A 16,785-nucleotide genomic window follows, 5' to 3' on the forward strand; every position below is an offset into this window, starting at 1 on the left:
TCGGCGCGATAACTCCCACTGAGCGGGCGAAACCGCGCCGAAATCGCCTAACGCACGACGACGATCTCCCGGCCCAGCTGATAACCCGGGGTCAACGGCAAGATGTCGCCGCTCCAGAACGACCCGGGGTCGAACCAGTTCGAATTCTTGTCGGTCGACAGCAGTCCCATCTCCTCATAGGTGATGGCCACCGTCTCGGCGCAGTACGCGGTCTGCAACGCGACTTTGCTGTTGCGGGCCTTACGCCGCTGGCTGATCTCGTGAACCTTGCGGTCCAGGAACGGGATACCGCGGGTCCAGTCGCTGGCGGTCGGCAGCCGCCCCCGCAGCCACCGGCCGGTCAGCCGTGCGGTGGTGGGAAACGCGGTGCCGTCCATCCGCGCGATCGCCTGCAGCAGGTGGTTCTCCTGCTTGCGGGTGATGGTCCCGCTGAGCTGGCGAAACCAGCAGCGCTGCTCGTAGCGGCCCATCCACTGTTCGACGGCGGCCCGGGCGTCGTTGAGCTGCACTCCGCGGTGGTTGGTGCCGGTCCAGAAGTCGTGCAGCTTGTCGCCGAGCTCGGCATGCCAGATCAGCGGCGGCAGGTCATCGAGGGCCACCGTCATCCCGACGTGGTTCACCGGAGAGTTGGACAGCGTTTGGATGGCGCGGTCTGGGCCGGAGCGGCCCCGGAACAGCCAGATGTCGCCGGTGCGCGTCTCAGCCAGCGCCCGCTCCAAAGTCACGGTGTGTTCGTCCACGCTCAGCACCATAAAGTGTGAGCGTGCGCAGCATCTGGAAATGGATCGGCCTGGCGGGCGTGGTCGGGGTTGCCGCCGGGGGAGTGCTGGTGGCGCGGGACCAGCGACGGCGACGGGCCTACACGCCCGACGAAATCCGTGCCCGGCTGCATGAGCGGCTGGCCGAGGCCGGCGGCGAGGACTAGCGCGGACTATTCCGTGGTGACGTCGACGGCGTAGAGGCGGTGCGTGCCGGCGAAGCCCTTCAGCTCGGCGTCGCGGCCGGCGCCGACGGTGATGTCGTCGCATTCCTTGACGGCGTCGCGCACCGGTCCACTGATCAGGATCTGGCCGCCCTCGGCGGCCGCGGCCACCCGGGCGGCCATCGCGACGTTGCGTCCGAACAGGTCGTCACCGCGGCGCACCGAGCGGCCCATGTGCACCCCGATGCGGACCCGGATCGGGTGCTGCGGTTTGCGCCCGCGTCGCGAAGCCAGCGCGTGCTGGATGCCGATGGCGCAGCGCACCGCCTGGTCGGGCTGGGCGAAGGCGATCATGAAGCCGTCGCCCTGGCTCTTGACCACATGCCCGCAGTGTTGGGCGACCAATCGTTGCACCATCTCGTCGTGCCGGGCGATCAGCTTCACCCACGCGCGATCGCCGATCCGCTCGTTGAGCGCGGTGGACCCCTCGATGTCGGTGAACAGCACCACCACATGCCCGTTCGGGGTCATCCGGGCCAGATCGGGGCGCTCCACTTCGGCCCAGTCGGCGAGGTCTTCGATCGAACTGCGCACGGCCGCACCAAACCCCTGCTTGCGCACCAGGTTCGCGGTCTGCCACACCGTCTTGACGGCCTCACGTCCGCCGGCCAGCAGAAGGTTGCGGGTGTCGACCCGACCGCGCAGCGCATCGATCTCGGCTTGAGCCGTCCGTAACTGTCGGGTCAACACCGCCAGGGCGACGGCCTCGGTGACCGCCACCGCCGCCAGCACACCGGCCGCCAGCAGCGTCGGCGTCAGCCATCCGATCCCGAACATTCAGCCCGACACGAACTCGACGACGGCTGCGCTGAAGGCATCGTTGTCGTCGCCGGCCGCGGTGTGCCCGGCGTCGGACAACTCGACCAGGCGCGCGCCGGGCACCTTGGACAAGAAGTCGGCGACACCCTCGGCGCTGACCACGTCGGACAACTTGCCGCGGATCAGCAGGATCGGGATCTGCAGCCCCATGGCGGCGGCCTCGATCTTCTCGGTGCGCAGCGCCGGATCGTCGCCGGGTTTGGTCATCAGCGCCGGATCCCAGTGCCAGTACCAGCGGCCGTCGCGGAACCGCAGATTCTTCTTCAGCCCCTCGGGGCTGCGGGGCTTGGCCCGGTGCGGCAGGTACGCGGCCACCGCGTCGGCGGCCTGCTCCAGGGAGTCGAAGCCGTCGATGTGGCCGAACATGAAGTCGCGGATCCGGGCGCTGCCGTCCTTCTCGTAACGCGGCACCACGTCGACCAACACCAACTTGGTCACCCGCTGTGGCCCGGCCTCATCGGCCACCAGGATGCCGGTCAGCCCACCCATACTGGCCCCGATCAGCGCCACCGGCCGGCCGATCGCCTCGATGACGGCGACGGCGTCGGCGGTGAGCGTCTCGATGGCGTAGTCGGCGTTGGGTGCGCGGTCGCTGTCACCGTGGCCGCGGGTGTCGAGCGCGACGACGTGATAACCGCGGTCGGCCAGGATCTGGCCGGTCTTGTGCCAGGAGTGCCGATTCTGTCCACCGCCGTGCAGCATCACGATCGTCGGATGCTCGGCGGCCTCGGTGGCGCCCCGGTTCCACTCGTCGGCGACCAGCGTTACTCCGCCGACGCCGTCGTACTCGACGGTCTGGGCTGTGCGCATCTCAAGATGGTAGATAGTTTGAACGACAGGGCGGACAGAAACGCCTGCCCGGCCCGGTCTTGGGGGTATGTGATGACTGAACCGCGGTGGATCGACGTGTCTACGCCCGGAGTCGCGCTCAAGGCACTGAGTTGGGGGACACCGGGTGACCCGGTGGCGTTGTGCCTGCACGGGTTTCCTGACACCGCCTACGGGTGGCGCCGGCTGGCCCCGCACCTGGTCGCGGCCGGCTGGCATGTGGTGGCGCCGTTCATGCGGGGCTACGCGCCGTCGTCGATTCCCACCGACGGCAGCTACCACATCGGCGCGCTGATGGACGACGCACTGCGGGTGCACGCCGCCGTCGGCGGGACCGGTCGCGACGTGGTGATCGGTCATGACTGGGGCGCGATGGCCGCCACCGGGCTGGCCGCGTTGCCGGACAGTCCGTTCACCAAGGCGGTGATCATGTCGGTGCCGCCGCCGGCATCGCTGCGGGCGGTCCGCGGGAAAGACCGACTGACCCTGGCCGGCTATCTGCCGGCGCAACTGCTGCGCAGCTGGTACATCAGCTACTTCCAACTGCCGTGGCTGCCGGATCGGTCCGCCTCGTGGGTGCTGCCGCTGTTGTGGCGGCGGTGGTCGCCGGGGTATGCCGCCGAAGAGGATCTGCGGCACGTCGACGCGGCCATCGGAACGCCGGAGGGCTGGCGCGCCGCACTCGGTCCGTACCGGGCGCTGCGCAGTCTGCGGGCTCCCGATCGCTACGCCGACCTGCACCGGTACTGGCTGCAGCTCCCGCGGTTGCAGACCCTGTACCTGCACGGGCGCACCGATGGCTGCATGTCGCCGGGATTCACGCAGTGGGTGCAGCCGGCGTTGCCCGCAGGCAGTGCGGTGGCCGTCATCGAGAATGCCGGTCATTTCCTGCAACTCGAGCAGCCCGACGAGGTCGCCGATCGGGTGCTGCCCTTTCTGTCCCGATGAGCGGGGTTTGACCTGATGCGCGGACGCCCCATGACCGCGATCGACGCGCAGTTCTACTGGATGTCCGCGAAGATCCCCAGCGACCAGTTCCTGCTCTACGCCTTCGCCGGGGTACCGGCCGACCTCGACGACGCGATCGCAGACGTACTCGACCGATCCCGAACGATCCCGGACCTGGCCATCCGAGTCGCCGACGCCGGTGCGCTGCGCTACCCGCGGTGGGTGCCGCTCACCGAGCTCAGCGAGGACTTAGCCGCGACCCGGGCCCCCGGTGACAATTGGGCCGGTTGCCTGGATGCCGTCGCGCGCCTGACCGACGACCAGCTTGACGTCCGGGCGGCACCCTGGCGGTTGCACGTGTTCGCGCCGGTCCACGGCATTCCCGGGCACCGCGGTGCGGGCACGGTGTTGGTGCTGCAAGTGGCGCATGCCCTCGCCGACGGCGGGCGGGCTTCAGCGTTGGCCGCCTGGCTGTTCGGCCGGGCCGCACCGGTGCCCGCGGTGCAAACACCGGGCCGTGGCTTTCTGCCGTGGCGTGCGGTCGCCGCGGCGCGGGCCCACCGCAAGCGGGTCGAGGACACTGCGGCGGGACTCCTGCCGCCTCCAGTCGGCGACCGCCCGGCGCTGGCCACCAACAACCGGCCGGCCGGTGGCCGGACAGTGCGCACCCTGGTGCGGCAGCGACAGGAACTGCGCGGGCCGACGGTCACCGTGGCGGTGCTGTCAGCGGTGTCGGCGGCGCTGTCGGAGTATCTCGACGAACCCTGCGAGGATCTGGGCGCCGAAGTGCCGATGGCCAAAGCCGGTGAGCGCCAGGCCCACAACCACTTCGGCAGTATTCCGGTTGGCCTGTACCCGCATCTGGGCCCCGACACCCGCTGCGAACGGATCGCCGCCGACATCGCCGGAGGCCGGCTGCGCGGTCGCCACCCGGCCGCGGCCGCGGCCGATCGGGCCTTCGCCGCGACACCCGCGGCGCTGCTGCGCTGGGGCATCGACAATTTCGACCCCGACGCCCGGCCGGAGCGGGTCACCGGCAACACCGTGGTCTCCAGCGTGCACCGCGGCGCCAAAGACCTGCGTTTCGGTGCGGCACCGGTACTGCTGACCGCGGGGTTCCCGTCGTTGTCCCCGGCGATGGGCCTGACCCACGGGGTACACGGCATCGGCGACACCGTGGTGATCAGCGTGCATGCCGCCCAGTCGGCGGTCCGGGATATCGAGGTATATCTGCGATTGCTGGACGCTGCGTTGTAGTTTGAGCAGATGGTCACTGCTGCTGATGTCGCATTGCTGCTCCTGCGCCTGGTTCTCGGCCTGACTATGGCGGCGCACGGGTTCAACAAGTTCTTCGGCGGAGGCCGAATCCCCGGCACCGCGGGCTGGTTCGAAAGCATCGGGATGAAGTACGGCAAGTTCCAGGCGGTGACGGCTGCTACCGCGGAGATCGCCGCCGGGCTGGGCCTGGCGGTGGGTCTGCTGACCCCGATCGCCGCCGCCGGATTCGTGGCTCTGATGGCGGTGGCGGTGTGGACCGTGCACCGCGCGAACGGCTTCTTCGTGCTGACCAACGGCTGGGAGTACAACCTGGTGCTGGCCACCGGCGCCGTCGTGGTGGCGATGCTCGGGCCGGGCTACCTCAGCGTGGACCACCAGATGTTCTGCCATTGCTGGAAGAACGGCTGGCCGGGCCTGTGGATCTCGGTCGGTCTCGGGCTGGCGGGCGCCGTCGGCCAGCTGGCGCTGTTCTACCGTCCGGGTGCAGTCGACACGACCGGCGAGTAGGGCAGCCCGCTGCCGGCGTTCTCGTCGACGACCACTCGCCGGCCCAGAAACGGAAATGCCCGCTGCGGGCACGCCTCGCGTTCGCAGATCTTGCAACCCGCACCGATCGGTACCACGGTGGCGGCGTCACCCAGGGCGACGCCGGTGGAGTACACCAGCTTGTCGGCATGCGCCAGATCGCACCCCAGTCCGACGGCGAAAGTCTTGTGCTGCCCCAGATAGCCGCGCCCCTCGGGCGGCGTGGTGGTGGCGATCCAGAAGTACTTGCGGCCGTCGGGCATCTGCGCCACCTGAGTGATGATCCGGCCGGGTTGGCTGAACGCGTCGTGCACCACCCACAGCGGACAGCTGCCACCGACCCGGCTGAAGTGAAACGCGGTGGCTGACTGACGCTTCGAGATGTTTCCCGCCTTGTCGGTACGCACGAAGATGAACGGCACCCCGCGTCGTCCGGGCTGTTGCAGGGTCGAGAGCCGATGGCACACCGTCTCGAACCCGACCTCGAAGCGGCGTCCCAGCAGGTCGATGTCGTAGCGCAGGTCGGTTGCGGAACGCTGAAACTGCCGATACGGCAGCAGGAAAGCGCCGGCGAAGTAGTTGGCCAGCCCGATTTTGGCGACTTCGCGGGACTCCGGGCTCAACGATTGGTCTTGCGCCACGATGTCCGACATCAGCTGCTGTTGGGTGAGCAGTGCCAGTTGGGTGGCGATCTGGAAGGCCCGTTGCCCCGCCAGCAGCCAATGCGCGATGCGCAGCACCCGAGTCGCCGGGTCGAAGACCCGCTTGGTGCCCGCCGGCAGGTCGTCGACGATCGCGACGGTGATGTCGAATCGCTCGGCCATCAGCGTCGACAGCTGAATGTCCAAGCCGCCGAAGCGCATCCCGGTCTCGACGAACAGTTTCTCGGCGGCGTTGTCGAGTTCGCCGATGTAGTTGTTGCGGTCGTAGAAGAAGTCGCGGACCTCCTCGAACGGCATGGGCCGGGCCACCGACTGTGCCGAGTCGCCGGAGATCTGTGACCGGTACGACTCCAATTCCTCGGTGGCACCGCGCAGCTGGCGATGCATGGTCAGCAGGCTGTTGCCGATATCGGGCATCCGCGCGACGAGTTCCTCGATCTGGCTGTCGCTGGCGGCGTGTTCGCCGGCGGTTGCGGTGAACATGTCACGCAGGTCGGCCACCAGCCGGGCATCGGCGTCCCCGGAGAAGTACTGGGCGGGCAGGCTGAATCGGTCGGTGAGCGCCAGCAATACCGGCACGGTGATCGGCCGCTGGTCGTTCTCGAGCTGGTTGACGTAGCTGGTCGACAGGTTCAGCGCGCGTGCCAGTGCCACCTGGGTCAGTCCGCGCTCCTCGCGCAGGCGTCGCAGCCGGGCCCCGGCGAAGGTCCGGGTTGTGGTGGGTGCCATGTCGTGGAGCGTAACCTGCGGATGCATTCGCGAGGTTCGCAATTCTGGCCAACTTAGGACGCATTAATACGCATTTCCCATGCATATCGGTGTTTACCGGTCGTGCGTAGGGTGTGGAACATGCAGCTACATGACGTGAAGACCCGCCGCAGTGCCGATGACTTCCCCCGCTCCGAGCACCTCGCCTGGAAGATCGCACAGGTGGCCGCCGACCCGGTGGCCGTTCCCGACGACACCGCGGCAATGGTGATCAACCGGATCATCGACAACGCGTCGGTCAGTGCTGCCTCGGTACTGCGTCGGCCGGTGACGGTGGCCCGCCGGCAGGCTCAGGCGCACCCGTCGAAGCCAGGTGCCGCGGTCTTCGGTATCGAGGGCACCTACTCCGCCGAGTGGGCGGCCTGGGCCAACGGCACCGCGGTGCGCGAACTGGACTTCCACGACACCTTCCTGGCCGCGGAGTACTCGCACCCCGGCGACAACATCCCGCCGCTGGTAGCGGTCGCCCAGCAGCTCGGCCTCTCCGGCGCCGACCTGATCCGCGGCCTGGCCACCGCTTACGAGATCCAGGTCGACCTGGTCAAGGGCATCTGCCTGCACGAGCACAAGATCGACCACGTCGCGCACCTCGGCCCGTCGGTGGCCGCCGGGATCGGCACCATGCTGCGGCTGGACCCCGAGGTCATCTACCAGGCGGTCGGCCAGGCGCTGCACCTGACCACCGCCACCCGCCAGTCCCGCAAGGGCCTGATCTCGAGCTGGAAGGCCTACGCGCCGGCCTGGGCCGGCAAGGTCGGCATCGAGGCCGTGGACCGGGCGATGCGCGGTGAGGGCGCACCGGCTCCGATCTGGGAGGGCGAGGACGGCGTCATCGCCTGGATGCTGTCCGGCAAGGACCACACCTACCAGGTGCCGCTGCCCGGCCCCGGCGAGGCCAAGCGCGCCATCCTGGACACCTACACCAAGGAATACTCCGCGGAATACCAGAGCCAGGCGCTGATCGACCTGGCCAAGCGGCTGCGGGAGCGGGTCGGTGACCTGAGCCAGGTGGCCACGATCAAGTTGCACACCAGCCACCACACCCACTACGTGATCGGAACCGGCTCCGGCGACCCGCAGAAGTTCGACCCGGACGCCTCGCGGGAGACCCTGGACCACTCGGTGATGTACATCTTCGCCGTCGCCCTGGAGGACGGCAGCTGGCACCACGTGCGGTCGTACTCCCCGGAGCGTGCGCACCGGCCCGAGACCATCGCGTTGTGGCGCAAGATCTCCACCGTCGAGGACCCGGAGTGGACCCGGCGCTACCACTCGACCGACCCCAATGAGAAGGCCTTCGGGGCGCGCGCCGAGATCACTTTGGCCAGTGGGGAAGTCATCACCGACGAGCTCGCGATCGCCGACGCGCACCCGCTGGGGGCGCGGCCGTTCGAACGCAAGCAGTACATCGCCAAGTTCACCGAGCTCGCCGAGGGCGTGGTGACGCCTGCCGAGCAGGAACGGTTCCTCGCCGCCGCAGAAGGTCTGGCGGGGCTTTCCGGTGCTCAGCTCGGCGAACTCAACATCGTGGTCGAGCCCGCGGTGCTGAGCCAGTCGCCGGCGACGCCCGACGGGATCTTCCGGTGAGTGGGTTGCTCGGGGCCGCCGCGGTCCCGGCGGACAAGCGGGCGGACTTTCGGGCCGGACTGCAATCCGGTCGGCTGCAACGGTTCCCGGGGGCGTTCTCGCCCCTGGTCGCCAAGTTGGTTGCCGAGATCGGCTTCGAGGGCGTCTACGTCTCCGGTGCGGTGCTCTCGGCCGATCTGGGGCTGCCGGACATCGGGCTGACCACGCTGACCGAGGTGGCCGGGCGCGGCGCGCAGATCGCGGCCGCCACCGACCTACCGACTTTCATCGACGCCGACACCGGCTTCGGCGAGCCGATGAGTGCCGCCCGCACCATCACGGCGCTCGAAGACGCCGGGCTGGCCGGCTGTCACCTCGAGGATCAGGTCAACCCCAAGCGGTGCGGGCACCTCGACGGCAAGGCCGTGGTGCCGGCAGGCGAGATGGTCAAGCGCCTGCGGGCCGCGGTCGCCGCACGCCGGGACCCGAACTTCATCATCTGCGCCCGCACCGATGCCGCGGGCATCGAAGGGCTTTCGTCCGCGATCGACCGGGCCAAGGCCTACGCCGACGCCGGAGCGGACCTGATCTTCACCGAAGCGCTACGCGGGCCGGCCGATTTCGAACAGTTCCGCGCCGCGGTCGATGTTCCGCTGCTGGCCAACATGACCGAGTTCGGCAAATCGGAGCTGCTGACCGCCGCTCAACTGACCGACCTCGGCTACAACGCGGTCATCTATCCCGTCACCACCCTGCGGCTGGCCATGTTCGCCGTCGAAGTCGGGCTGCGGGAGATCGACACGGCCGGAACGCAATCCGGGCTTCTGGATCAGATGCAGCACCGCAGTCGGCTCTACGAGCTGCTGCGGTACGCCGAGTACAGCCAGTTCGACGACGACATCTTCAACTTCACGTTAGGAGCGTCCCAATGACGATCGCCCCCTCCGACGCCGCCTCAGCACCGGAAATCCGCAAGGGACTCGCGGGCGTCGTCGTCGACACCACCTCGATCTCCAAGGTGGTGCCGGAGACCAACTCGCTGACCTACCGCGGCTATCCCGTGCAGGACCTGGCCGCGCACTGCAGCTTCGAGCAGGTCGCCTACCTGCTCTGGCACGGTGAGCTGCCGACCGACGCCGAACTGGCACTGTTCTGCCAGCGCGAGCGGGCGGCCCGGCGGGCGGACCGGTCGCTGTTGTCGCTGGTGGAAAAGCTCCCGGAGAACTGTCACCCGATGGACGTGGTGCGTACCGCGATCAGCTACCTGGGTGCCGAGGACGCGGAAGAGGACGACCCGTCCGAGTCGGCGAACTTCGCCAAGGCGCTGCGGATGTTCGCGGTGCTGCCGACCATCGTGGCCGCGGACATGCGCCGCCGGCGCGGTCTGGACCCGATCGCGCCGCACAGCCATCTCGGCTACTCGGAGAACTTCCTGCGGATGTGCTTCGGTGAGGTGCCCGAGCCGGTGATCGTGCAGGCGTTCGAGCAGTCCATGACCCTCTACGCCGAGCACAGCTTCAACGCGTCCACCTTCGCCGCGCGGGTGGTCACCTCCACCCAGTCCGACATCTACAGCGCGGTCACCGCGGCCATCGGCGCGCTCAAGGGCTCGCTGCACGGTGGAGCCAACGAGGCGGTCATGCACGACATGATCGAGATCGGTGAGCCAGAGAAGGCCGCAGAGTGGCTGCACGGCAAGCTGTCTCGCAAGGACAAGGTGATGGGCTTCGGTCACCGGGTGTACAAGCACGGTGACTCCCGGGTGCCGACCATGAAGGCGGCGCTGGAACGGGTGGTGGCGGCCCGCGGCGGCCAGCGCTGGTTGGACATCTACCAGATCCTGGAGGCCGAGATGTTCGCGGCCACCGGGATCAAGCCCAACCTGGACTTCCCGACCGGGCCGGCCTACTACCTGATGGGCTTCGACATCCCGATGTTCACCCCGCTGTTCGTGATGAGCCGCATCACCGGGTGGACCGCGCACATCATCGAGCAGACTGCGTCCAATGCGCTGATCCGCCCGCTGAGTGCCTATTCGGGAAGTCCGCAGCGCGTCGTCGGCGCGGTCTGAGGTTCGCCCAGGGGGCTACCATCCGGGGATGTCGCAACTGTTCCCCGATTACCGCCCGCTTTGGGAGACCGACCAGCACCGCGAACTGCGCAAGCACGCCGCGGAGTTCCTGCGCAAGGAGGCCACCCCGCATCAGGAGCGCTGGGTCGCCCAACACGGCGTGGACCGCGAGTTCTGGAACAAGGCCGGTGACGCCGGTCTGCTGGGACTGGATCTGCCCGAGGAGTTCGGCGGAGCCGGCGGCGACTACGCCATGCACTCGGTGGTCCAGGAAGAACTGGTCTACGCCCACGACCAGTGCTTCGGCTTCTCGGTGCATTCGCCGATCGTGGCGCATTACCTGTACGCCTACGGCAACGACGAGCAGCGCAAACGCTGGCTGCCCAAGGTCATCAGCGGCGAGGCGGTGCTGGCGATCGCGATGACCGAGCCGGGCACCGGCTCGGATCTGCAGTCGGTGCGCACCACCGCGGTGCGCGACGGCGACCACTACATCATCAACGGCTCGAAGACGTTCATCTCCAACGGGACCCACTGCGATCTGCTGGTGATCGTCGCCAAGACCGACCCGTCCCAGGGGGCGGCGGGGGTGTCGCTGATCGTCGCCGAGACCAACGGACTGGCCGGCTTCGAGCGTGGTCGGGTGCTGCAGAAGATCGGCCAGCACGGCCAGGACACCCGGGAGCTGTACTTCACCGACATGCGGGTGCCGGTCGCCAACCTGCTCGGGGAGAAGGAAGGCCTGGGCTTCTACCAGCTGATGGACCAGCTGGCCCGGGAGCGGCTGATCATCGGGACGCTGTGCGCGGCGCTGGCCGAGGCCGCCGTACTGGAGGCCATCCGGTACTCCAAGGAGCGCGAGGCGTTCGGCCGGCCCATCGGCAACTTTCAGCACACCAAATTCGTGCTGGCCGAATGCAAGACGGACACGCTCGCGATCAAGACCCTGGTCGACTACGCGATCAGCCAGTACGTCGGCGGCAAGAACGACCCGATGACCGCGTCGATGGCCAAACTGTTCGCCGCGGAGAAATCCGATCAGGTGGTCGACAAGTGCCTGCAGATCTTCGGCGGCTACGGCTACATGGCCGAATACCCGATCGCCAACATGTACACCGGTTCGCGGGTGAACCGGATCTACGGCGGCACCAGCGAGATCATGAAGGAGATCATCAGCCGATCGCTGTGAGCTCCAGGTGCTCGAGCCGGCGCACCAGCAGGCTGGGCAACCAACGGCTGGCCTCCGCGACGGCGATGTGTGCGGTGCGTGCCAGCAGTTCGCCGATCACGATTCTGGCCTCCAGGCGCGCCAGGGCGGCGCCGACGCAGAAATGCGCGCCCTTGCCGAAGGCAAGGTGACTTTGCGGCGGCCGGTCTAAGCGGAAGTCGTTCGGCTCGGCGTAGCGCGACGGGTCCCGGTTGGCCGCCCCCCACAGCAGCAGCAGGCGTGATCCGGCCGGCAGGTCCACCCCGCCGAGGCTGGTGTCGCGGCGGACGTGCCGGTAGTGACCGCGAAACGGCGACTCGCACCGCAGCACCTCTTCGAGGAACGGGCCGATCAGCTCCGGTGACTCGCGAACCCGACGCTGAATCTCCGGGCGCGTCGCCAAAGTCCAGGCGGCCGAACCGATCAGCGATGCCGTCGATTCGCCGCCGGCGCTGAACAGGGTGATCATCATGACCTGGGCGGTGAGGGTGTCGAGGGCGCCGGAGGCGCAGGCGGTGGCCAGGTCGCCGAGCAGGTTGTCGCGCGGATCGTGCGCGGCCCGCCCGAAGTGGTCGCTGATATAGCCCGCGAGCTCCATGACGGCGACACCCGCGCTGGCGAGCTGGTCGGCGTCGACCAGCCCCTCCACCACTTGGGTGCCGGCGTAACCCCATGCCGCCAGCTGATCCACGTCCTCGTCGGGCACACCGATCAGCCGTGCCACGATCATCATCGGCAGCCGGTTGGCGACGGTGCTCATCCACTCGATGCGCCCATCGCGGACGCCGTCGTGCCATAGCTGGTCCAACGTCTCGGAGATGAACGGTTCCAAGGCACGAATCCGCTTGGCCGCCAGCTGCGGCACCAGCATCTTGCGGTGCGCGGCGTGTGCCGGGTCGTCGGCGGTGGCCAGCACATGGGTGGGGTCGCCGAGTCCGGGCATCGGGAACGTGGCCACCGTGCCGTCGGGTTGATAGAGCATCGTCCCGGTCAGGTTCGAGGAGAAGTCCTGCACTCGCGCCACGGCCTCGGTGACCGCATCCCAGCCGCACACGAGATAGAAGCCGGAATCACCGACCGGGTGGACGGGCGACTGCGTGATCATCCGCTCATAGAGCGGATACGGGTCCTGAATGCACGCGTCGTCGAACAGGCGCAGGCCCATCGGGTCTATTCGTACTGGCATGGCTCTAGGCTGCTCAGGGCGTGCTACCTGCGTCAATGCGCCGCGCAAAGTTGAAAGCCGCCGACGGAGCCGACCGCCGGGAATCGTCTCAGAGCGCGTCGCGGACCTGCAGACCCGGTGAGAATTCAGTCGTTTTCTGTCTCACGCTGAGATAAAGTTTCCAGGCGGAGGGAGCTTGCGATGGCGGGGCATGACTGGCTGGTGGGCGAGGACCGCCGTACCGCCGGCGCCGAACGCATCTACACCGCCGCGATGGACCTGGTGATTCGCGATGGGCTGGATGCCCTCGATATCGACGTCTTGGCCGCCCGGGTGCACTGCTCGCGGGCCACCATCTATCGGCATGCCGGCGGCAAGGCCGAGATTCGCGATGCCGTGCTGGCCCGGGCGGCCGCACGCATCGTGGACACCGTGCGGCAGGCGGTCGCCGGGCGCAGCGGGGCCGAACGGGTGGTGGCCGCGATAGCGGCGGCACTGCAGCGCATCCGCTCGGATCCGCTCGTCCAACCGATGGTCGGCTCGGTGCGCGGCGCACAGGAGATGACTCGACTGGCCGCATCGCCCATGGTCGCCGGTTTCGCCCGCGATCTGAGCGGCCTGAGCGAGGACGATCGACAGGCCGCGCAGTGGGTCGTGCGGGTGGTGCTGTCGCTGTTGTGTTGGCCCATCGGCGATGCCGAGGCCGAGCAGCAGATTCTGGAGCGCTTCGTCGCGCCGGCGTTCGCGGGGGACGGTTTCGCCGCGCAGACCTAGAACACGTTCTAGTCTGGCCGTCATGGGATTTCTCAAACCTGAACTGCCCGTTGTCGACTTCGCCGAATGGAGCAAGGGCACGCGCAGCGAGAAGATCCGGCCGATGGCCCGGCACTGGGCCGAGGTGGGTTTCGGCACGCCGGTGGTGCTGCACCTGTTCTACGTGCTCAAGATCGGCCTCTACGTGCTGGGCGCGTGGCTGTTCGCGTTGAGCACCGCCGGTGTCGACGGCTTCACCGAGGTGCGGCAGTGGTGGAGCGAACCGATCGTCTTCGAGAAGGTCGTGCTCTACACGATGTTGTTCGAGGTGATCGGCCTGGGCTGCGGCTTCGGTCCCCTCAACAACCGCTTCTTCCCGCCGATGGGCTCGATCCTGTACTGGTTGCGGCCCGGCACCATTCGGCTGCCACCGTGGCCGCGGCGCATTCCGCTGACCAGCGGCACCGGCCGCACCCCGGCGGACGCCGCGCTGTACGCGGCATTACTGGTGATGCTGCTGGTCGCACTGGTCTCGGACGGGACCGGCCCCATCGCCGCGCTGCACACCGAAGTCGGGGTGTTGCCGCACTGGCAGATCCTGACGATTCTGGGCATCCTGGCGGCGATCGGCCTACGGGACAAGGTGATCTTCCTGGCCGCGCGCGGCGAGGTCTATGCGCCGCTGGCGGCGGCGTTCCTGTTCACCGGTGTGGACATGATCATCGCGGCAAAGGCGATCTTCATGGTGATCTGGATGGGCGCGGCGACCTCAAAACTCAACCGGCATTTCCCGTTCGTGATCTCGACGATGATGAGCAACAACCCGCTGATTCGGCCGAAGGCACTCAAGCGCGCCTTCTTCAAGAATTTCCCCGAAGACCTGCGCCCCGGTGGGCCGTCGAAGGCGCTGGCGCATCTGAGCACGGCGATCGAGATGCTGGTTCCGCTACCGCTGTTCTTCTGCCACGGCGGCCTGCCCACCGCGATCGCCGCCTTCGTCATGGTCTGTTTCCACCTCGGCATCCTGGCGGCGATCCCGATGGGGGTGCCGCTGGAGTGGAACGTGTTCATGATCTTCGGGGTGCTGTCGCTGTTCGTCGCGCACGCCGATCTCGGACTGTCGGACCTCAACAACCCGCTGGCGGTGGCGCTGCTGTTCGCTGTCAGCGCGGGCACGGTGGTGCTGGGCAACCTGTTCCCGCACAAGGTTTCGTTCCTTCCCGGCATGCGGTACTACGCCGGCAACTGGGACACCACGCTGTGGTGCTTAAAGCCGTCGGCCGAAGAGAAGATCGCGCGCGGCGTCCTCGCGATCGCCAGCATGCCGGCCGCGCAGCTGGAACGGTTCTACGGCAGCGCGGAGGCCGCGCAGATTCCGATCTACATGGGATATGCGTTCCGCGGCTTCAACACCCACGGCCGGGCGCTGTTCAGCCTGGCGCATCGGGCGATGGCCGACGGCGACGAGAGCGACTACTCGCTGACCGATGGCGAGCGGATCTGTTCTACGGCGGTCGGCTGGAACTTCGGTGATGGCCACATGACCAACGAGCAGCTGATCGAGGCGTTGCAGCAGCGCTGCGGCTTCGAACCGGGGGAGGTGCGCGTGGTGATTCTCGACGCGCAGCCGATCCACCGCCAGACCCAGGCCTATCGGCTAGTGGACGCCGCCACCGGTGAGTTCGAACGCGGCCACGTCAACGTGGCGGACATGGTGGAGCGCCAGCCCTGGCAGGACGACCTGCCGATCTACGTCGAGGCGGGTGCGTGACTACAGTGCCGAGGGGTAAGAAAACGGAGTGAAGTCATCACGTGAGGCGTGAAAGCCCTTGGCCGACATGTGGTCCAGGCAGACCATACCGTGGGTAAAGCTCCCGCATTCCAGCCGCGGTGCCTCGCCAGACGGGCTCTTCAGGTGTGAAAGCACCAATTTGGTGTCATACGGCAGCGGATTGGCTTCGAGGGCAACGCTGGGCTGGCCGACGAAATTACCGATCGTCCAGCCCTGGTCGCCCTGACGGATGTCGCTCGCATGCCATTGGCTATGCGGCTCAGGCGGTCGCGTAGGCAGGGTGAATTGCGCATTGCGTACCGCACAATTGAACGTCCCATGGGCCGGCGCGTCGAATGCGGTGCAGAACACCGCGCCAGCCGGGGTGCGGAACGATGTTGAGTTCGGGAAGTACCACAGGCAGTTGGCGTCGTCCTTGTCGCAGGTGGGGTAGTCAACGATGGAATTCGTCGTCGCGCCGCGCATCTGTGTCAGCCAGCCCCTGATTTGGGGGCTCGGGTCGGGATTGGGCACCGACACATCGTCGGTCGAGGGTGCCGCGACCGCGTCGTGGCGACACCCTGCCAGGAGCGCGGTGCTGGCCAGCAGCGCGGCGGCCGCGATCAACTGTGTGCGCATCGCCCCATTGTGCGCCGCCGCGATGTGATCCAGATAACTGGTACAACCAGTTGACCAGTGGGGCGGGGTGCCTGACCATGTAGACCATGGACCTGGCGCCCATCTCCCGCACCGCACTCTCCGACACGATCTTCGTGCGGCTTGTCGAAGAGATATTGACCGGACGCCTGCCTGCCGGCGAGCCGCTGCCATCGGAACGCGAACTGGCGCTGACCCTGCAGGTCAACCGGCACGCGGTCCGCGAAGCGCTCAAGCGGCTGCAGCAGGCGGGACTGGTCCGGATCAGTCACGGCGGAAAGACCCGGGTGCTGGACTGGCGCCAAAGCGCCGGCCTGGACGCCCTGACCGGATTGGCCGTCGCCGGGGCGATCCCGGCACGCCAGATCATCGGCGACGTGGCTGTTATGCGGCGCTCGATCGCCGCGGACGCCGCACGCCTGTGCGCGCGGAACGCCTCAGAACAGCAGCGGTCCGCGATCACCGCTGCCGCCGCGGAATACCCGCCCGCCGGGGATCTCGCGGCGATCAGCGATGCCGACCTGGCGTTCTGGGTCGCCGTAATTGACGGATCCGGCAATATCGCTTATCGGCTGGCTCTCAACACCTTGGTCGCCGCCTACGACGAGATCGGCCGCGAGGCCATCTACGCGCTGGGAGCCGCCGAGTTCGCCGACCGAAGCGCACACATCGACCTGGCCGCCGCGATCGCCGCCGCCGACGAGGATACGGCGTACCGCCTCGCCGACGAGTTGCTGACCCGGTTCGTCACGGCGTGCCAGGCCGGCGCCGAGGAAGAGGAATAG

17 protein-coding genes are annotated in these 16,785 nt (G+C 67.9%); 11 read left to right on the forward strand and 6 right to left on the reverse strand.

Going from position 1 to position 16,785, the window contains the following annotated elements:
- Nucleotides 1–47 precede the first annotated feature (47 nt).
- Nucleotides 48–752 (reverse strand): guanylate cyclase, encoded by a 705-nt coding sequence (locus tag ACJH71_RS14705; protein WP_192830881.1) that lies wholly within the window; start codon nt 750–752, stop codon nt 48–50.
- 11 nt (nt 753–763) lie between these two features.
- On the opposite strand from ACJH71_RS14705, the gene ACJH71_RS14710 reads away from it, so the two are divergent.
- Nucleotides 764–925 (forward strand): hypothetical protein, encoded by a 162-nt coding sequence (locus ACJH71_RS14710; RefSeq protein WP_109519456.1) that lies wholly within the window; start codon nt 764–766, stop codon nt 923–925.
- 6 nt (nt 926–931) lie between these two features.
- On the opposite strand, the gene ACJH71_RS14715 is transcribed toward ACJH71_RS14710, so the two are convergent.
- Nucleotides 932–1,759 carry an adenylate/guanylate cyclase domain-containing protein gene (locus tag ACJH71_RS14715; RefSeq protein WP_406758741.1) on the reverse strand — a complete coding sequence of 276 codons (828 nt, stop codon included), beginning with the start codon at nt 1,757–1,759 and terminating at the stop codon, nt 932–934.
- Nucleotides 1,760–2,611: an alpha/beta fold hydrolase gene (locus ACJH71_RS14720; protein ID WP_406758742.1), complete on the reverse strand. Its 852-nt coding sequence runs from the start codon at nt 2,609–2,611 to the stop codon at nt 1,760–1,762.
- A 72-nt stretch (nt 2,612–2,683) separates the two neighbouring features.
- Here ACJH71_RS14720 and ACJH71_RS14725 point away from each other — a divergent pair, with 72 nt between their 5' ends.
- Genes ACJH71_RS14725 through ACJH71_RS14735 form a run of 3 tightly spaced genes read left to right on the forward strand, consistent with a single transcriptional unit; the run spans nt 2,684 to nt 5,362 of the window.
- Entirely contained in the window at nt 2,684–3,577 is an 894-nt protein-coding gene (locus ACJH71_RS14725) for an alpha/beta fold hydrolase (RefSeq protein WP_406758743.1), read from the forward strand.
- Between the two features lie 15 nt (nt 3,578–3,592).
- The gene (locus ACJH71_RS14730) at nt 3,593–4,834 is read left to right on the forward strand and encodes a DUF1298 domain-containing protein (RefSeq protein WP_406758744.1); all 1,242 of its coding nucleotides are present in this window, start codon (nt 3,593–3,595) and stop codon (nt 4,832–4,834) included.
- A 9-nt stretch (nt 4,835–4,843) separates the two neighbouring features.
- Nucleotides 4,844–5,362: a DoxX family protein gene (locus tag ACJH71_RS14735; RefSeq protein WP_406758745.1), complete on the forward strand. Its 519-nt coding sequence runs from the start codon at nt 4,844–4,846 to the stop codon at nt 5,360–5,362.
- Here ACJH71_RS14735 and ACJH71_RS14740 read toward each other — a convergent pair.
- Nucleotides 5,326–6,771 (reverse strand): short-chain fatty acyl-CoA regulator family protein, encoded by a 1,446-nt coding sequence (locus ACJH71_RS14740; protein WP_406758746.1) that lies wholly within the window; start codon nt 6,769–6,771, stop codon nt 5,326–5,328. The genes ACJH71_RS14735 and ACJH71_RS14740 overlap by 37 nt on opposite strands.
- A 120-nt stretch (nt 6,772–6,891) precedes the next feature.
- Between ACJH71_RS14740 and prpD the strand changes: the two genes are divergently transcribed.
- From prpD to ACJH71_RS14760, 4 genes are read left to right on the forward strand one after another with little or no spacing between them, the layout of a single operon-like run.
- On the forward strand, nt 6,892–8,397 hold the full coding sequence (gene prpD / locus ACJH71_RS14745) for a 2-methylcitrate dehydratase PrpD (protein ID WP_406758747.1): 1,506 nt from the start codon (nt 6,892–6,894) through the stop codon (nt 8,395–8,397).
- Nucleotides 8,394–9,308, forward strand: a complete 915-nt coding sequence (gene prpB / locus ACJH71_RS14750; RefSeq protein ID WP_406758748.1) for a methylisocitrate lyase — start codon at nt 8,394–8,396, stop codon at nt 9,306–9,308. Before prpD ends, prpB begins: the two co-directional genes overlap by 4 nt.
- A complete protein-coding gene (locus ACJH71_RS14755; RefSeq protein ID WP_406758749.1) occupies nt 9,305–10,447 on the forward strand; it encodes a bifunctional 2-methylcitrate synthase/citrate synthase in 1,143 nt (380 codons plus the stop codon). The genes prpB and ACJH71_RS14755 overlap by 4 nt, the downstream gene beginning before the upstream one ends.
- Before the next feature lie 28 nt (nt 10,448–10,475).
- Nucleotides 10,476–11,636 carry an acyl-CoA dehydrogenase family protein gene (locus ACJH71_RS14760; RefSeq protein ID WP_406758750.1) on the forward strand — a complete coding sequence of 387 codons (1,161 nt, stop codon included), beginning with the start codon at nt 10,476–10,478 and terminating at the stop codon, nt 11,634–11,636.
- Here ACJH71_RS14760 and ACJH71_RS14765 read toward each other — a convergent pair.
- Nucleotides 11,620–12,840 carry a cytochrome P450 gene (locus ACJH71_RS14765; RefSeq protein ID WP_406758751.1) on the reverse strand — a complete coding sequence of 407 codons (1,221 nt, stop codon included), beginning with the start codon at nt 12,838–12,840 and terminating at the stop codon, nt 11,620–11,622. The two genes, ACJH71_RS14760 and ACJH71_RS14765, sit on opposite strands and share 17 nt — an antisense overlap.
- Nucleotides 12,841–13,020: 180 nt before the next feature.
- Here ACJH71_RS14765 and ACJH71_RS14770 point away from each other — a divergent pair, with 180 nt between their 5' ends.
- On the forward strand, nt 13,021–13,593 hold the full coding sequence (locus tag ACJH71_RS14770) for a TetR/AcrR family transcriptional regulator (protein WP_406758752.1): 573 nt from the start codon (nt 13,021–13,023) through the stop codon (nt 13,591–13,593).
- 22 nt (nt 13,594–13,615) lie between these two features.
- The gene (locus ACJH71_RS14775) at nt 13,616–15,343 is read left to right on the forward strand and encodes a DUF3556 domain-containing protein (RefSeq protein WP_406758753.1); all 1,728 of its coding nucleotides are present in this window, start codon (nt 13,616–13,618) and stop codon (nt 15,341–15,343) included.
- Here the strand turns inward: ACJH71_RS14775 and ACJH71_RS14780 are convergent, their stop codons facing one another.
- A complete protein-coding gene (locus tag ACJH71_RS14780) occupies nt 15,344–15,982 on the reverse strand; it encodes a hypothetical protein (protein ID WP_406758754.1) in 639 nt (212 codons plus the stop codon).
- An 86-nt stretch (nt 15,983–16,068) separates the two neighbouring features.
- Between ACJH71_RS14780 and ACJH71_RS14785 the strand changes: the two genes are divergently transcribed.
- The gene (locus ACJH71_RS14785; protein WP_406758755.1) at nt 16,069–16,785 is read left to right on the forward strand and encodes a FadR/GntR family transcriptional regulator; all 717 of its coding nucleotides are present in this window, start codon (nt 16,069–16,071) and stop codon (nt 16,783–16,785) included.

The sequence above is a fragment of the Mycobacterium sp. SMC-15 genome (genome assembly GCF_045310925.1).
Taxonomy (GTDB): Bacteria; Actinomycetota; Actinomycetes; order Mycobacteriales; family Mycobacteriaceae; genus Mycobacterium.

Coding starts and splice junctions, on each gene's coding strand:
- ACJH71_RS14785 (WP_406758755.1), top strand. CDS start 16,069: ATGGACCTGGCGCCCATCTCCCGCACCGCACTCTCCGACACGATCTTC.
- ACJH71_RS14760 (WP_406758750.1), top strand. CDS start 10,476: ATGTCGCAACTGTTCCCCGATTACCGCCCGCTTTGGGAGACCGACCAG.
- ACJH71_RS14730 (WP_406758744.1), top strand. CDS start 3,593: ATGCGCGGACGCCCCATGACCGCGATCGACGCGCAGTTCTACTGGATG.
- ACJH71_RS14705 (WP_192830881.1), bottom strand. CDS start 752: ATGGTGCTGAGCGTGGACGAACACACCGTGACTTTGGAGCGGGCGCTG.
- ACJH71_RS14720 (WP_406758742.1), bottom strand. CDS start 2,611: ATGCGCACAGCCCAGACCGTCGAGTACGACGGCGTCGGCGGAGTAACG.
- ACJH71_RS14735 (WP_406758745.1), top strand. CDS start 4,844: ATGGTCACTGCTGCTGATGTCGCATTGCTGCTCCTGCGCCTGGTTCTC.
- ACJH71_RS14770 (WP_406758752.1), top strand. CDS start 13,021: ATGGCGGGGCATGACTGGCTGGTGGGCGAGGACCGCCGTACCGCCGGC.
- ACJH71_RS14725 (WP_406758743.1), top strand. CDS start 2,684: ATGACTGAACCGCGGTGGATCGACGTGTCTACGCCCGGAGTCGCGCTC.
- ACJH71_RS14780 (WP_406758754.1), bottom strand. CDS start 15,982: ATGCGCACACAGTTGATCGCGGCCGCCGCGCTGCTGGCCAGCACCGCG.
- ACJH71_RS14775 (WP_406758753.1), top strand. CDS start 13,616: ATGGGATTTCTCAAACCTGAACTGCCCGTTGTCGACTTCGCCGAATGG.
- ACJH71_RS14715 (WP_406758741.1), bottom strand. CDS start 1,759: ATGTTCGGGATCGGATGGCTGACGCCGACGCTGCTGGCGGCCGGTGTG.
- prpD (WP_406758747.1), top strand. CDS start 6,892: ATGCAGCTACATGACGTGAAGACCCGCCGCAGTGCCGATGACTTCCCC.
- ACJH71_RS14740 (WP_406758746.1), bottom strand. CDS start 6,771: ATGGCACCCACCACAACCCGGACCTTCGCCGGGGCCCGGCTGCGACGC.
- ACJH71_RS14755 (WP_406758749.1), top strand. CDS start 9,305: ATGACGATCGCCCCCTCCGACGCCGCCTCAGCACCGGAAATCCGCAAG.
- ACJH71_RS14765 (WP_406758751.1), bottom strand. CDS start 12,840: ATGCCAGTACGAATAGACCCGATGGGCCTGCGCCTGTTCGACGACGCG.